The following is a 13,440-nucleotide window of genomic DNA, read 5'->3' as shown; positions in this document are numbered from 1 at the left end:
GACCCGGTGGACAATCAGCCCGGCCGCACACGCTGCCGGGTGTCATACCGTCCCGCGCCCGCGGGGCCGCCTGATTGTCGCCGGGTCGTTCGCTGCCCGGGTGCCGGACGGTGCCGGACAGGGTTCACGCTGCTACTTCACGCGAGTAGTGGCAAAATCGATAAAGGAAAATATCCGCACAGGCGCCGACGGCCCGGAAGCATTCGGGGCGGAGCAGCGTCGACAACCTACAAGTTGGGGTAACAAACGTGGCACAAGAAGTGCTTAAGGATCTGAACAAGGTCCGCAACATCGGCATCATGGCCCACATCGATGCTGGTAAGACCACTACCACCGAGCGCATCCTGTTCTACACGGGTATCAACCGCAAGGTCGGCGAGACCCACGATGGTGGCGCGACCACCGACTGGATGGATCAGGAGAAGGAGCGCGGCATCACCATTACGTCCGCTGCCGTGACCTGCTTCTGGAACGGTAACCAGATCAACATCATCGATACCCCGGGCCACGTGGACTTCACCGTCGAGGTGGAGCGCTCCCTGCGCGTTCTCGACGGCGCTGTTGCTGTCTTCGACGGCAAGGAGGGCGTTGAGCCCCAGTCCGAGCAGGTGTGGCGTCAGGCTGCGAAGTACGACGTGCCGCGTATCTGCTTCGTGAACAAGATGGACAAGCTCGGCGCCGACTTCTTCTTCACCGTTAGCACCATCGTCGACCGCCTCGGTGCGAAGCCGTTGGTCATGCAGATCCCGATCGGCGCTGAGGACAACTTCGACGGCGTCGTCGACCTCATCGAGATGAAGGCGTACCTGTGGCCGGGCAAGGTTGAGACCGGCACCCCGCCGCAGATCCAGGAGATCCCGGCCGACCTGCAGGACAAGGCTGAGGAGTACCGCGAGAAGCTGCTCGAGACCGTCGCTGAGTCCGACGAGGAGCTCATGGAGAAGTACTTCGGCGGCGAGGAGCTCACCGTCGAGGAGATCAAGACGGCCATCCGCAAGATGACCGTGAACTCCGAGGTCTACCCGGTCTTCTGCGGCTCCGCGTACCGCAACAAGGGCATTGAGCCGATCCTCGACGCTGTTGTGGATTACCTGCCGAACCCGCTGGACATCGGCGAGGTCCACGGCACCTCCGTGAGCGGCGAGGACGAGATGACCCGCAAGCCGTCCGTGGACGAGCCGTTCTCCGCGCTCGCGTTCAAGATCGCTGTGCACCCGTTCTTCGGCAAGCTCACCTACGTGCGCGTCTACTCCGGCCGCACCGAGCCGGGCGAGCAGATGCTCAACTCCACCAAGGAGTCCAAGGAGCGCGTGGGCAAGCTCTTCCAGATGCACGCGAACAAGGAGAACCCGGTCGAGGAGGCGGTCGCCGGCAACATCTACGCGTTCATCGGCCTGAAGAACACCACCACCGGTGACACCCTGTGTGACCCGGCCAACCCGATCATCCTCGAGTCCATGGACTTCCCGGACCCGGTTATCCAGGTCGCCATCGAGCCGAAGACCAAGGCTGACCAGGAGAAGCTCGGCGTCGCCATCCAGAAGCTCGCGGAAGAGGACCCGACCTTCACCGTGAAGCTGGATGACGAGACCGGCCAGACCGTCATCGGCGGCATGGGCGAGCTTCACCTCGACGTGCTGGTTGACCGCATGAAGCGCGAGTTCAAGGTCGAGGCGAACATCGGTTCCCCGCAGGTTGCGTACCGCGAGACCATCCGCAAGAAGGTCGAGTCCCTGGACTACACCCACAAGAAGCAGACCGGTGGTTCCGGCCAGTTCGCGAAGGTCATCGTCACCGTCGAGCCGTACAACCCGGACCCGGAGACCCTGGAAGAGGGCGAGTCCGCAACCTACGCATTCGAGAACGCCGTTACCGGTGGTCGCGTGCCCAAGGAGTACATCCCGTCTGTCGACGCTGGTATCCAGGACGCGATGCAGTACGGCTACCTTGCCGGCTTCCCGCTGGTGAACATCAAGGCCACCCTCGAGGACGGCGCCTACCACGAGGTTGACTCCTCTGAAATGGCCTTCAAGATGGCTGGTTCCCAGGTCCTGAAGGAGGCTGTGGCAAAGGCGAAGCCGGTGCTGCTCGAGCCGCTCATGGCTGTCGAGGTTGTGACTCCGGAGGAGTACATGGGCGACGTTATCGGCGACCTGAACTCCCGCCGCGGCCAGGTCAACTCCATGGATGACCGCTCCGGTGCGAAGGTTGTCAAGGCCATCGTTCCGCTGTCCCAGATGTTCGGCTACGTGGGCGACCTGCGTTCCCGCACCCAGGGCCGCGCGAACTACACCATGGTGTTCGACTCCTACGGTGAGGTTCCGTCTAACGTGGCTCAGGAGATCATCGACGAGCGCAACGGCAACTAAGCCGCGCGCCATTCACCGCCCCGAACGTGCGCCGCGAACGCCAGCGCGGCGCACTGCATAGCGGGGCGGTGAATGTGCCTAGCGGGTCTCGGCCTGCTGAGGTTGCGACGCCACACAAATACCGTGTGACGTGCGACTTGAGCTGGCCGTTACCCACTAGGTGGATCCGGGTTGCTTCGGATCGACCGGTTTGAAAAACGGTCATCGGCTATCTAGGATTATGTAACTGGCACATTGTGAAATGGTCGTTGCTTGGCGTCCTGCGCGAGTGGGCCGTGGAGCAAGGCAAATGTAAATCACGTGGCTGCGAAGGTCGTAGCCACCATGAAGTCCAGGAGGACAACAAGTGGCAAAGGCAAAGTTCGAGCGTACGAAGCCGCACGTCAACATTGGCACCATCGGTCACGTCGACCACGGCAAGACCACCACCACGGCTGCCATCACCAAGGTGCTCGCTGACGCTTACCCGGAGGAGAACAAGGCCTTCGCGTTCGACGCGATTGACAAGGCTCCGGAGGAGCGCGAGCGCGGTATTACCATCAACATCTCCCACGTGGAGTACAACACCCCGAAGCGCCACTACGCACACGTGGACGCCCCGGGCCACGCCGACTACATCAAGAACATGATTACCGGTGCTGCCCAGATGGACGGCGCAATCCTCGTGGTTGCTGCTACCGATGGCCCGATGCCGCAGACCCGCGAGCACGTTCTGCTGGCTCGCCAGGTTGGCGTTCCGTACATCCTCGTTGCGCTGAACAAGTGTGACATGGTTGACGATGAGGAGATCATCGAGCTCGTCGAGATGGAGGTCCGCGAGCTTCTGGCTGAGCAGGACTACGACGAGGAAGCTCCGATCGTTCACATTTCCGCTCTGAAGGCCCTCGAGGGCGATGAGAAGTGGGTTCAGTCCGTGCTTGACCTCATGCAGGCTTGCGATGATTCCATCCCGGACCCGGTCCGCGAGACCGACCGCGACTTCCTGATGCCGATCGAGGACATCTTCACCATTTCCGGCCGCGGTACCGTGGTTACCGGCCGTGTGGAGCGCGGTGTCCTCAACCTCAACGACGAGGTCGAGATCATCGGTATCCGCGACAAGTCCCAGAAGACCACCGTCACCTCCATCGAGATGTTCAACAAGCTCCTCGACACCGCTGAGGCCGGTGACAACGCAGCTCTGCTGCTCCGTGGTCTGAAGCGTGAGGACGTTGAGCGCGGCCAGGTCGTCATCAAGCCGGGCGCTTACACCCCGCACACCAAGTTCGAGGGCTCCGTCTACGTTCTGTCCAAGGACGAGGGCGGCCGCCACACCCCGTTCTTCGACAACTACCGTCCGCAGTTCTACTTCCGCACCACCGACGTGACCGGTGTTGTGAAGCTGCCGGAGGGCACCGAGATGGTTATGCCGGGCGACAACGTTGAGATGACCGTCGAGCTCATCCAGCCGGTCGCTATGGACGAGGGTCTGCGCTTCGCTATCCGCGAGGGCTCCCGCACCGTCGGCGCTGGCCGCGTTACCAAGATCATCGACTAATTCGTCGCTGACTGGTAGCTTTAGCTAGCCGCTAAGCGTCAAGCCGCATCCCGCAAGCCGGGGTGCGGCTTTTTCATGTCTCCACTACCGTGGTGGCGTGCACGACCCGACCCGTATCCCCCGCCTCATGGCCGCGCTGCAGGACGCGTGGGAGGGCCAGCCCGATCTCAGCCTCCCTGCGTTTCTCACCATGCTGCAGCACCGGGGCATGACGTGGGGCACCACGGAGAGCGAGCTTCTTGCGCTTCTCGACGAACTTCGCTCCACGCACCCAGCACTCATCGACACCCCGCCGGCGGTGCCGACCCTGCTGGTCACGGCGGAGCCGCGGCTTTCCGTCACGCTGACGAGAGCCGAGGGCGAGCCGTGCGTTGTAGTTCGCAGCGCCGAAGACCCGCAGCGCATGCCGTCGCTCTGGCGGTACTCCTCGCTCCGTCCGACCGGCCCGGGCCGCCCGCTGGTCATCACCGACAACGAGGAGCTGGAGCACCGCCTCGGCGTCGTCGAACTCGCCACCGCTTTCAACCCGGAATCTGCGCCGGCGCTCGAAGGTCTCCGCCGCGACGAGGTGGGTTCGGCCCGCTGGCTCCTCACCCTTGCCGACGGTCGCAGGGCGGTGCTCGGGCAGCGGTTGCGCGTGTGGTCCGTGGAGGGCAGGACTACGAGCGTGGAGACGGTGTCTTGGGAGAGCGTCGTTACGCTCGAGCCCGAAATGACAGTGGCCCCAGCGGGCGGCGGGAAGCCGCGTGTGCTGGGGCCAGTGAGCCAGGTTGTGCTGCTGGAAGCTTAGGCTGCGATTCTGTCGAGCTGCAGCTTCCACACCGTGTCGATCTCCATGGTGTGGTTGGCGACGCGGAAATCCTCGTTAGCTGCCTCGATCGCGGCGATTGCCTCATCGAGTTCGTAGGCCGGGTTGGCGGTCACGGTGAACGTCGCCGTCGGGCGGTCGCCCACCATCGCAACCCTGCTCTCCGCGCGGGCGATTGGCTCGTACGTTTGCAACGCCGCGCACGCCGCCTCGGCGACGCGCTGGACGTTGATAATCGTCTCGCCGTGCGCGGGGTCCGCCGCCGTGATCTCGCGGTTGGAGAACGCCCGGCTGCGGATGTTCGCGACGATGAACCAGAGTCCAAGCAGGAACGCGATGATCGCCGCGATGATGAGACCCGTCTCGTAGCCGCTGCGGCCCGGGAACTCAGTGAGCTCTGCCCGGTTGAAGTTGTCGTGCAGGAACTCGCTCACGTACGGGATGTCCCAGTAGAGCGCTGCGGGAATTAGACCTCCGAGCAGCAGCAGGAGACCGAGAATGAACACGATGACGCGGTCGAATGCCGCGAGTCCCTTGGTCATCGCTGGACCTCCTTCGTCTCGGTGACCGTTACAGTCTGGGTCTGAGCAGGAACCGGTGCCGGTGCGGGAGCGGCTTCGCGCGTAGCCTGCTGCGCCGGCGGGTTGAGCTTCACGCTTACCGACGGCGGGGCAGCCAGCCGGCGGAACTGGTCGTTCAGCGCGGCCGCCACCTGTTCCTGAGCCATGCCGGTGCCGTCGTCGTCGACGTGCACGGTGACGCTCTTGCGGTCTGCCTTGGAACGAACGTTGGTGCCGCCGGTTTCGGCGCGCGCGGTGGCCGTAGCCTTGCGCGCAATATCAACCGGGCGCACCCAAATGGATGCGGGGGAGTTGACCTGGACGTGCGTGCGCGGCCGCGGCAGGAACGCTGAGATCAGCAGCCAGAGGCCGACGAGCGACACCAGAATGCCGACGATCACACCGGCGACATCGGCATCGGCGGTGCCGAAGAACATGAACACCGGGTCGACCCAGGAATCGAACGTGCCGTCCTGGTGGCGGTACCAGATCTCGCGCGCGATTACAGCCGCGAGTGCGAGGAGAAGCGCGCCGATCACAATCGTCATCCACCGCGCGGAGGGGTTCGCCCGCGGCTCACTGCCGGGATGCGGCCCCAGCGGGCGCTGCGGTGCGCCCGCCTGCTCGGGGTTAGCGGGTTCGGTCATAGTACTTCTCCACGGGTCGTATCGTGATCTGCTTGAGCGGGGCCGGAGCCGGCGCAGTCGGGTGGTACACCCGCTGCAGGTGCGGGGCACCAACCGGGCGCAGCGGCATCGGTGCCGGCACCTGGACCGGCACGAGCGGCGGGCGGTCAACCAGAATCTGCTGCAGCGGCTGTCGCGGCGGGAGCGACACCGGCTCGATACGCACCCGGCGGTCCAACGTCACCGGCGTGAGCTGGCGCAGCGGGGCCACCTCGACCGGGCTGATCGGGTGCGGCTCGGGCGCGGAGACGCTGTGAATCTCGGAGGGGCTGACTTGAATCGGAGCGACCTCGCGGGCAGGGGGCACCATCGGCACCCGGACCTCGACGGGCTCGGCCACAACGATCTCCTCGAGAGGCAGCGGCGCGCCGACGAAGCCGGAGGCTTGGACCGGAGCCGGTTCGGGTGCCTCGATGTGCTCCACCTCCGGCGGTGCGGGCACCGTCACGTCTCGCATGTCGTCCACGAGCGAGTGGACATCGATTGCGGTGAGCGGTTTGCGCTTCTTCGTCACCGGCTGCGTCACGGTCGACGGCGTGACGCGAATACGCGTCGGTGTCGGGGAGGCGTCGTGGTGCGCCACGTCGTCCCATGAGACGCGCCGGGCGGAAGGATCCGCCTCAACGTTGGAGACCGTCACATTCACCCGCGAGACATCGAGTCCGCAAAGCTGTCGCACATGCTCGATGATCGTCGCGCGGACAGCATCGGTGATGGCCGCGACCGGCGCCGGGTATGTGGTTGCGATCTCGGCGTCGATGGCAGCCACCGCGGAGCCCCGGTCCAAGTGCACGTCGATGCGCGGGAAGCTGCGCCCCGCAAGCCCAGCGAGCTTGGCGTCGAGGTCGCGCACGCCAGGGACGGTCAACACTGCCTCGTTAGCGACGCGCTCTACCGCCTTCTCACTGATGTGGTAGAACGACGTATCCATTAGCCGCGGCCCCTACCCGAGGACGCGCTCATCAGCCGGGCCAAATCCAGCCGGCCGTCAAGCTGCGCGCCGATCACACCGCCGACGACGGAGAACAGCAGCAGCCAGAGCAGGCCAGGGGCACCGCCGAAGGTGACGAAGAAGGCCACGACGATGCCGAGAATGACACCGACGACCATCTTGTTTGCAAAAATGTTCATGATTTACACCAAATTTCCGGGAAGGGGAGTCCGGGTCTCGTTACTGCGCGGTCGGCCGTGCCGGCTGCTGGGATGCGCGGACGGCATCGGCAACGACAACATCGACGAACGGGTACTCGCCCGTCGCGGCCACGGCTGCCCTGACGTCGTCAGCCACTGCCTGGATTTCGCGCTCCGAGTCCACGTCGTAGATGACGTGGACTGCAATGCCGGAGGTATCGTCCCGGCGTGCGGGCCGCAGGCCCTCGATGCGAGCGCCGGGTAACAGCAGCGCTACCTCACCGACGCGACCGCCGTGCAGCCCCGCCACGCCGGGAACGGCGAGCGCCGCGTCACGGGCCGCCTCCCCTGCTTCACGGGTTACGGGGGTCTGCGCCATAACTACTGGCCCAGGGACGGGTTAGCGGCCTGGTAGTTCACCGGCTCGTCGTACTGCTGGGTCTGGACCTCGGTCTCCTGCTCCGGCAGGTTCACGTCGTGGACGGTGACGTCGACGCGGTCGACGATCAGGCCAGTCATGCGGGTGATGGCGACGGTGATGTTCTCGCGGATGGCGTTCGCCAGCTCGTGGATCGCAACGCCGTACTCGGCGATGATGGCGACTGCAACGTTGACGTGGCCGTCCTGCACAGCGACGTTGACACCCTGCTGCACGTTGGTGGAGGAGGTGAAGGACTCGCGCACGGCACCCCACATGCGGGCTGCGCCGCCGCCGAGGTTGTGCACGCCGGAAACCTCGCGGGCTGCGATGCCGGCGATCTTGCCCACAACGTTGTCGTCGATCACGGTGGTGCCGTGGTCGGTCTCCAGGTTCTCGTTGCGCGGGCGCAGCTGCTCCGGCTCGACAGCGGAGGATGTGGCGGCGGTGTTGGCGGCCGGGGCGTTCTTCGGGGTTGCCGGGGCGTTCTGGGTGGTGTTGTCAGCCATGACGGTCCTTTCAAAAGATTACGGAGTGAACTCGTCCCAGCGTACCCCTTTTTCCAGGGGCGCAGCTTGCCGACGTTTGATTGCATCCGATCGTCGGAAAGCAGCAGCTTGCAATCGTATGACCCTGTGTGCTTAACTGTCCGGGTTGCCTTGACATGGGTTGCTTCGTGCAGCCGATGGTAAGGCGACCATGACACCCGGAGAGGGGGCCATGGCAAATAAACAGCGGCAGTACGCAAGGGTCACGCACCCTTCCGAGTCTGGCACCGTTGCACTGTATATATACGGTCTTCGGGAAAGCACTGACACGATTGCGCGCAGTTTATGCGCCGCCCGTCTCACCTTTCCGTTCGTGCCATGTCAGTCAATTTAACGACACTGGCGTTGAGCCAAGGGCCCAGCCCGGACAACGTTATAGAGAAACTAGAAGCTACAACCCCACCGCTTCCTTTTGGCTTCCGTTCGACTTTCGAGCGGAGCGAGAAGTCGAACGTGGGGATGCGAGGAAGAGGTAAGCGTGGCGGGACAGAAGATCCGCATCAGGCTCAAGGCCTACGACCACGAGGCGATCGACGCATCCGCGAAGAAGATCGTCGAGACGGTCACCCGCACGGGTGCCCGCGTCGTTGGACCGGTGCCGTTGCCCACTGAAAAGAACGTGTACGCCGTTATTCGTTCTCCCCACAAGTACAAGGATTCTCGCGAGCACTTCGAGATGCGCACGCACAAGCGCCTCATCGATATTCTCGATCCGACGCCGAAGACCGTCGATGCCCTCATGCGCATTGACCTTCCGGCCAGCGTTGACGTGAACATCCAGTAAGCACCAGAGATCCCCAACGTTAGTGGAGAACTAAACATGTCTGAGAACCAGATCAAGGGCATTCTGGGCAAGAAGATCGGCATGACCCAGATCTTCGACGAGGATAACCGTGTTATTCCGGTCACCGTCGTCGAAGCTGGTCCGTGCGTGGTCACCCAGATTCGTACCCCCGAGACCGATGGCTACTCCGCCATCCAGATCGCTTTCGGCGACATCGATCCCCGCAAGGCGAAGAAGCCGCAGGCCGGCCACTACAAGAAGGCCGGTGTGAACCCGCGTCGTCACGTCGCAGAGATCCGCATGGCGGACACCTCCGAGTACGAGATCGGCCAGGAGTTCAACGCCTCCATCTTCGACGGCGACACCTTCGTCGACGTCGTGGGCACCACCAAGGGCAAGGGCTACGCCGGTGCCATGAAGCGCCACGGCTTTGCCGGCCAGGGCGCTGCTCACGGTAACCAGGCTTCCCACCGCCGCGTCGGCGGCATCGGCGCGTGCGCCACCCCGGCGCGCGTGTTCAAGGGCAAGCGCATGGCTGGCCGCATGGGCGGCAACCGCGTTACCACCCAGAACCTGAAGATCCAACGCATCGACGGCGACAACAACCTGATCCTGATCAAGGGCGCCATCCCGGGCGCTAAGGGCAGCCTTGTTACCGTCAAGACCGCAGTGAAGGGCGGTGCTCACGCATGACGAACCTGACGCTTGACGTCCACACCGCTGACGGGAAGACCAACGGTTCCGTCGAGCTTCCGGCAGAACTTTTTGACCGCGAAGTTTCCATCCCCCTGATGCACCAGGTTGTGAATGCACAGCTTGCTGCTGCTCGTCAGGGCACCCACGCCACCAAGACCCGCGGCATGGTCCGCGGCGGTGGCAAGAAGCCGTTCCGCCAGAAGGGCACCGGCCGCGCACGTCAGGGTTCCACCCGCGCGCCGCACTTCACCGGCGGTGGCACTGTCCACGGTCCGCAGCCGCGTTCCTACGCGCAGCGGACCCCGAAGAAGATGATCAAGGCTGCTCTGGCCGGTGCTCTCACCGACCGCGCACGCAACGACCGCATCCACGTGGTCGAGGATCTGGTGCCGGGTCAGACCCCGTCCACCAAGTCCGCACGTGCATTCATCGAGCGCCTGACCGACCGCAAGTCCGTGCTGCTGGTGGTTGGCCGTGAGGATGTCAACGCTCGCCTTTCCGCAAGGAACCTGCCGGGCGTCCACATTCTTGAGCCTTCCCAGCTGAACACCTACGACGTGCTCAACGCAGACGATGTTGTGTTCTCCGTCGAGGCACTGCACACCTTCATCAACCGCAGCAACGGCCTGGCTGCCGCCGCTGGCGTTAACGTGGAGGAGGAGAAGTAAATGGCTAAGATCGCCAACCCGCGTGACATCATCATCGCCCCGGTCCTCTCCGAGAAGACCTACGCGCTGATGGAGCAGAACACCTACACGTTCTTCGTGGACCCGTCTGCGAACAAGACCCAGATCAAGATTGCCGTGGAAGAGATCTTCGGCGTCGACGTTGCTTCGGTGAACACCACGAACCGCGAGGGCAAGCGCAAGCGCTCCCGCACCGGTTTTGGTAAGCGCAAGGACACCAAGCGCGCCTACGTCACTCTCCGCGAGGGCAGCGACTCCATCGACATCTTCGGCGGTGCGACGGCTTAACGGCTATCGCGCGTGAAGAGACGATAGAAAAGGACACACTATGGCTATTCGCAAGTACAAGCCGACAACCCCGGGTCGCCGCAACAGCTCTGTCTCCCAGTTCGAGGAGATCACCCGCTCCGAGCCGGAGAAGACCCTGCTGCGCCCGCTTCCGAAGAAGGGTGGCCGTAACGCCCACGGCCACATCACCACCCGTCACCGCGGCGGCGGCCACAAGCGTCGCTACCGCGTGATCGACTTCCGCCGTTCCGACAAGGACGGCGTGCTGGCCAAGGTCGCTCACATCGAGTACGACCCGAACCGCACCGCCAACATCGCGCTGCTGCACTACTACGACGGCGAGAAGCGCTACATCATCGCGCCGAAGGGCCTGACCCAGGGCACCGTCGTCGAGTCCGGCCCGAACGCCGACATCAAGGTTGGCAACAACCTGCCGCTGCGCAACATCCCGACCGGTACCACCATCCACTGCGTGGAGCTGAAGCCGGGCGCTGGTGCGAAGCTGGCCCGTTCCGCAGGTACCTCCATCCAGCTGCTGGGTAAGGAAGGTTCCTACGCGGTGCTACGTATGCCGTCTTCCGAGATCCGCCGCGTGGACATCCGCTGCCGCGCGACTATCGGTGAAGTCGGTAACGCTGACCAGATCAACATCCGTTGGGGTAAGGCCGGCCGCATGCGCTGGAAGGGCTGGCGCCCGACCGTGCGTGGTGTGGTTATGAACCCGGTCGACCACCCGCACGGTGGTGGTGAGGGCAAGACCTCGGGTGGCCGCCACCCGGTGTCGCCGTGGGGCCAGAAGGAAGGCCGCACCCGCAACCCGAACCGTTACTCGAACAACATGATTGTGCGCCGCCGCCGCACGAAGAAGCGCTAAGAGGAGGTAAGTCAACATGCCACGCAGCCTGAAGAAGGGCCCGTTCGTCGATGAGCACCTCCTCAACAAGGTGGACGCTCAGAACGAGGCCGGCACCAAGCAGGTCATCAAGACCTGGTCTCGCCGCTCGACCATTCTCCCCGACTTCATCGGTCACACCTTCGCCGTCCACGACGGTCGTAAGCACGTGCCGGTGTTCGTCGACGAGTCCATGGTCGGCCACAAGCTCGGCGAGTTCGCACCCACCAAGACCTTCAAGGGTCACGTCAAGGAAACGAAGGGACGTCGATAAGCAATGGCTGACACGATCACCACTGCATCCGCGACGGCCAAGTTCGTGCGCACTTCCCCGATGAAGGCGCGCCGCGTGCTCGCCCTCATCCGCGGCAAGTCCGTCGCTGAGGCCCTCGCAATCCTGAAGTACGCACCGCAGGCAGCCGCAAAGCCGGTTGCCAAGGTTGTCGCTTCCGCGGCGGCCAACGCCGAGAACAACTTCGGCCTGGACCCGCGCACCCTGGTTATCGCAGAGTGCTACGCCAACGAGGGCCCGACCATGCGCCGCTACCAGCCGCGCGCTCAGGGCCGCGCATTCCAGATCCGGAAGCGCACCTCCCACATCACTGTTGTTGTCGAGTCCAAGGAAGGGGCAAAGTAATGGGTCAGAAAATCCACCCCCACGGCCTGCGCCTGGGTATTACGGCTGACTGGAAGTCCCACTGGTACGCCGACAAGAACTACGCCGACTACGTCGCCGAGGACATCAAGATCCGCGAGTTCCTGGCTAAGAACCTGGAGCGCGCCGGCATCGCCGACGTCGTCATCGAGCGCACCCGCGACCGCGTCCGCGTTGACATTCACACCGCCCGTCCGGGCATCGTGATTGGCCGCCGCGGTGCTGAGGCTGACCGCATCCGCCGCGAGCTGGAGAAGCTCACCGGCAAGATGGTCGCCCTCAACATCCTCGAGGTCAAGAACGTCGACGCTAACGCGGCCCTGGTCGCACAGTCTGTGGCTGAGCAGCTGGTCAACCGCGTGGCATTCCGCCGCGCGATGCGCAAGGCTATCCAGTCCGCGATGCGCAACCCGCAGGTCAAGGGCATCAAGGTTATGTGCTCTGGCCGTCTGGGCGGCGCTGAGATGTCCCGTGTCGAGCGCTACCACGAGGGCCGCGTGCCGCTGCACACCCTCCGCGCTGAGATTGATTACGGCACGGCTGAAGCACACACCACCTTCGGCGTCATCGGCGTCAAGGTGTGGATCTACAAGGGCGATGTCGTCGGCGGTGTCCGCGAGTCCGAGCTCAACGCTCCGGCTGCAGACCGCCGTGGCCGCGGTGACCGCGACCGCCGCCCGCGCCGCGGTGGCCAGCGCCGCCAGCGTGCAGAGCAGAAGCAGGAGGGCTAATCCATGCTGATTCCTAAGCGCGTGAAGTACCGCCGCCAGCACCGTCCGACCCGTTCGGGCGTGTCCAAGGGTGGCAACAAGATCAACTTCGGTGACTACGGCCTGCAGGCTCTCGAGCCGGCCTACATCACCAACCGTCAGATCGAGTCCGCTCGTATTGCGATCAACCGCCACGTCAAGCGCGGCGGCAAGGTCTGGATCAACATCTTCCCGGACCGCCCGCTGACCCAGAAGCCGCTCGGTGTGCGTATGGGTTCCGGTAAGGGCCCGGTCGAGAAGTGGGTGGCCAACGTTAAGCCCGGCCGCATCCTCTTCGAGATGTCCTACCCGAACGAGGAGACCGCTATGGAGGCACTGCGCCGCGCTGGCGCGAAGCTTCCGTGCAAGACCCGCGTGATCAAGAAGGAGGACCAGTTCTAATGGCTGCCGGTACCCCCGCATCCGAATTCCGCGAGCTCACCGACGATGAGCTGCGCACCCGCCTGACCGAGGCGAAGGAAGAGCTGTTCAACCTGCGCTTCCAGCTTGCAACCGGTCAGCTGACCAACAACCGCCGCATCTCCACCGTGAAGCGCGACATTGCTCGCATCTACACCGTGCTGCGCGAGCGCGAGCTCGGCCTGTCTGTCGTCCCGGGAGCTGAGGCATAAC

At 64.1% G+C, this 13,440-nt stretch carries 19 protein-coding genes; 13 read left to right on the top strand and 6 right to left on the bottom strand.

Going from position 1 to position 13,440, the window contains the following annotated elements:
• Positions 1 to 248 precede the first annotated feature (248 nt).
• The 3 genes from fusA (at position 249) to M5J20_RS06690 (ending at position 4,696) form a co-directional block, all read left to right on the top strand.
• Positions 249 to 2,369 carry an elongation factor G gene (gene fusA, locus M5J20_RS06700; protein WP_253577804.1) on the top strand — a complete coding sequence of 707 codons (2,121 nt, stop codon included), beginning with the start codon at positions 249 to 251 and terminating at the stop codon, positions 2,367 to 2,369.
• 346 nt (positions 2,370 to 2,715) lie between these two features.
• Positions 2,716 to 3,906 carry an elongation factor Tu gene (gene tuf / locus M5J20_RS06695; RefSeq protein ID WP_253577802.1) on the top strand — a complete coding sequence of 397 codons (1,191 nt, stop codon included), beginning with the start codon at positions 2,716 to 2,718 and terminating at the stop codon, positions 3,904 to 3,906.
• Between the two features lie 97 nt (positions 3,907 to 4,003).
• Positions 4,004 to 4,696 (top strand): hypothetical protein, encoded by a 693-nt coding sequence (locus M5J20_RS06690; RefSeq protein WP_253577801.1) that lies wholly within the window; start codon positions 4,004 to 4,006, stop codon positions 4,694 to 4,696.
• On the opposite strand, the gene M5J20_RS06685 is transcribed toward M5J20_RS06690, so the two are convergent.
• Genes M5J20_RS06685 through M5J20_RS06660 form a run of 6 tightly spaced genes read right to left on the bottom strand, consistent with a single transcriptional unit; the run spans position 4,693 to position 8,018 of the window.
• Positions 4,693 to 5,256, bottom strand: coding sequence for a hypothetical protein (locus M5J20_RS06685; RefSeq protein WP_253577799.1), 564 nt, complete (start codon positions 5,254 to 5,256; stop codon positions 4,693 to 4,695). The two genes, M5J20_RS06690 and M5J20_RS06685, sit on opposite strands and share 4 nt — an antisense overlap.
• Entirely contained in the window at positions 5,253 to 5,921 is a 669-nt protein-coding gene (locus M5J20_RS06680) for a DUF6286 domain-containing protein (RefSeq protein WP_253577797.1), read from the bottom strand. The genes M5J20_RS06685 and M5J20_RS06680 overlap by 4 nt, the downstream gene beginning before the upstream one ends.
• Positions 5,905 to 6,891, bottom strand: a complete 987-nt coding sequence (locus M5J20_RS06675; protein ID WP_253577795.1) for an Asp23/Gls24 family envelope stress response protein — start codon at positions 6,889 to 6,891, stop codon at positions 5,905 to 5,907. Before M5J20_RS06675 ends, M5J20_RS06680 begins: the two co-directional genes overlap by 17 nt.
• Positions 6,891 to 7,091: a hypothetical protein gene (locus tag M5J20_RS06670; RefSeq protein ID WP_253577793.1), complete on the bottom strand. Its 201-nt coding sequence runs from the start codon at positions 7,089 to 7,091 to the stop codon at positions 6,891 to 6,893. The genes M5J20_RS06675 and M5J20_RS06670 overlap by 1 nt, the downstream gene beginning before the upstream one ends.
• A 40-nt stretch (positions 7,092 to 7,131) precedes the next feature.
• Complete coding sequence (locus M5J20_RS06665; protein ID WP_253577791.1) at positions 7,132 to 7,470, bottom strand: hypothetical protein; 339 nt, start codon at positions 7,468 to 7,470, stop codon at positions 7,132 to 7,134.
• A gap of 2 nt (positions 7,471 to 7,472) precedes the next feature.
• Positions 7,473 to 8,018, bottom strand: coding sequence for an Asp23/Gls24 family envelope stress response protein (locus tag M5J20_RS06660; RefSeq protein WP_253577789.1), 546 nt, complete (start codon positions 8,016 to 8,018; stop codon positions 7,473 to 7,475).
• 517 nt (positions 8,019 to 8,535) lie between these two features.
• On the opposite strand from M5J20_RS06660, the gene rpsJ reads away from it, so the two are divergent.
• Genes rpsJ through rpmC form a run of 10 tightly spaced genes read left to right on the top strand, consistent with a single transcriptional unit; the run spans position 8,536 to position 13,439 of the window.
• Positions 8,536 to 8,841 carry a 30S ribosomal protein S10 gene (rpsJ, locus tag M5J20_RS06655; protein ID WP_003848085.1) on the top strand — a complete coding sequence of 102 codons (306 nt, stop codon included), beginning with the start codon at positions 8,536 to 8,538 and terminating at the stop codon, positions 8,839 to 8,841.
• A 36-nt stretch (positions 8,842 to 8,877) separates the two neighbouring features.
• Complete coding sequence (rplC, locus tag M5J20_RS06650) at positions 8,878 to 9,534, top strand: 50S ribosomal protein L3 (RefSeq protein WP_253577787.1); 657 nt, start codon at positions 8,878 to 8,880, stop codon at positions 9,532 to 9,534.
• Complete coding sequence (rplD, locus tag M5J20_RS06645) at positions 9,531 to 10,205, top strand: 50S ribosomal protein L4 (RefSeq protein ID WP_253577785.1); 675 nt, start codon at positions 9,531 to 9,533, stop codon at positions 10,203 to 10,205. Before rplC ends, rplD begins: the two co-directional genes overlap by 4 nt.
• A complete protein-coding gene (gene rplW / locus M5J20_RS06640; RefSeq protein ID WP_234948184.1) occupies positions 10,206 to 10,511 on the top strand; it encodes a 50S ribosomal protein L23 in 306 nt (101 codons plus the stop codon).
• A 40-nt stretch (positions 10,512 to 10,551) separates the two neighbouring features.
• The gene (gene rplB / locus M5J20_RS06635; protein ID WP_253577783.1) at positions 10,552 to 11,385 is read left to right on the top strand and encodes a 50S ribosomal protein L2; all 834 of its coding nucleotides are present in this window, start codon (positions 10,552 to 10,554) and stop codon (positions 11,383 to 11,385) included.
• Between the two features lie 16 nt (positions 11,386 to 11,401).
• The gene (gene rpsS / locus M5J20_RS06630) at positions 11,402 to 11,677 is read left to right on the top strand and encodes a 30S ribosomal protein S19 (RefSeq protein ID WP_052205395.1); all 276 of its coding nucleotides are present in this window, start codon (positions 11,402 to 11,404) and stop codon (positions 11,675 to 11,677) included.
• Positions 11,678 to 11,680: 3 nt separating this feature from the next.
• A complete protein-coding gene (rplV, locus tag M5J20_RS06625) occupies positions 11,681 to 12,040 on the top strand; it encodes a 50S ribosomal protein L22 (RefSeq protein WP_253577781.1) in 360 nt (119 codons plus the stop codon).
• Positions 12,040 to 12,789 carry a 30S ribosomal protein S3 gene (gene rpsC, locus M5J20_RS06620; protein WP_253577779.1) on the top strand — a complete coding sequence of 250 codons (750 nt, stop codon included), beginning with the start codon at positions 12,040 to 12,042 and terminating at the stop codon, positions 12,787 to 12,789. Before rplV ends, rpsC begins: the two co-directional genes overlap by 1 nt.
• Positions 12,790 to 12,792: 3 nt before the next feature.
• The gene (rplP, locus tag M5J20_RS06615; protein WP_253577777.1) at positions 12,793 to 13,209 is read left to right on the top strand and encodes a 50S ribosomal protein L16; all 417 of its coding nucleotides are present in this window, start codon (positions 12,793 to 12,795) and stop codon (positions 13,207 to 13,209) included.
• Positions 13,209 to 13,439: a 50S ribosomal protein L29 gene (gene rpmC, locus M5J20_RS06610; RefSeq protein ID WP_234948189.1), complete on the top strand. Its 231-nt coding sequence runs from the start codon at positions 13,209 to 13,211 to the stop codon at positions 13,437 to 13,439. The genes rplP and rpmC overlap by 1 nt, the downstream gene beginning before the upstream one ends.
• Position 13,440: the final 1 nt, after the last annotated feature.

This window comes from Corynebacterium stercoris (assembly GCF_024160105.1).
GTDB lineage: Bacteria > Actinomycetota > Actinomycetes > Mycobacteriales > Mycobacteriaceae > Corynebacterium > Corynebacterium stercoris.
This window is presented reverse-complemented; position numbering and strand designations above follow the sequence as displayed.

Excerpts from the sequence above, each read along its gene's own strand:
- M5J20_RS06685 (WP_253577799.1), bottom strand. The coding sequence starts at position 5,256 with ATGACCAAGGGACTCGCGGCATTCGACCGCGTCATCGTGTTCATTCTC.
- M5J20_RS06680 (WP_253577797.1), bottom strand. The coding sequence starts at position 5,921 with ATGACCGAACCCGCTAACCCCGAGCAGGCGGGCGCACCGCAGCGCCCG.
- M5J20_RS06675 (WP_253577795.1), bottom strand. The coding sequence starts at position 6,891 with ATGGATACGTCGTTCTACCACATCAGTGAGAAGGCGGTAGAGCGCGTC.
- M5J20_RS06670 (WP_253577793.1), bottom strand. The coding sequence starts at position 7,091 with ATGAACATTTTTGCAAACAAGATGGTCGTCGGTGTCATTCTCGGCATC.
- M5J20_RS06665 (WP_253577791.1), bottom strand. The coding sequence starts at position 7,470 with ATGGCGCAGACCCCCGTAACCCGTGAAGCAGGGGAGGCGGCCCGTGAC.
- M5J20_RS06660 (WP_253577789.1), bottom strand. The coding sequence starts at position 8,018 with ATGGCTGACAACACCACCCAGAACGCCCCGGCAACCCCGAAGAACGCC.
- rplC (WP_253577787.1), top strand. The coding sequence starts at position 8,878 with ATGTCTGAGAACCAGATCAAGGGCATTCTGGGCAAGAAGATCGGCATG.
- rplD (WP_253577785.1), top strand. The coding sequence starts at position 9,531 with ATGACGAACCTGACGCTTGACGTCCACACCGCTGACGGGAAGACCAAC.
- rplW (WP_234948184.1), top strand. The coding sequence starts at position 10,206 with ATGGCTAAGATCGCCAACCCGCGTGACATCATCATCGCCCCGGTCCTC.
- rplB (WP_253577783.1), top strand. The coding sequence starts at position 10,552 with ATGGCTATTCGCAAGTACAAGCCGACAACCCCGGGTCGCCGCAACAGC.
- rpsS (WP_052205395.1), top strand. The coding sequence starts at position 11,402 with ATGCCACGCAGCCTGAAGAAGGGCCCGTTCGTCGATGAGCACCTCCTC.
- rplV (WP_253577781.1), top strand. The coding sequence starts at position 11,681 with ATGGCTGACACGATCACCACTGCATCCGCGACGGCCAAGTTCGTGCGC.
- rpsC (WP_253577779.1), top strand. The coding sequence starts at position 12,040 with ATGGGTCAGAAAATCCACCCCCACGGCCTGCGCCTGGGTATTACGGCT.
- rplP (WP_253577777.1), top strand. The coding sequence starts at position 12,793 with ATGCTGATTCCTAAGCGCGTGAAGTACCGCCGCCAGCACCGTCCGACC.
- rpmC (WP_234948189.1), top strand. The coding sequence starts at position 13,209 with ATGGCTGCCGGTACCCCCGCATCCGAATTCCGCGAGCTCACCGACGAT.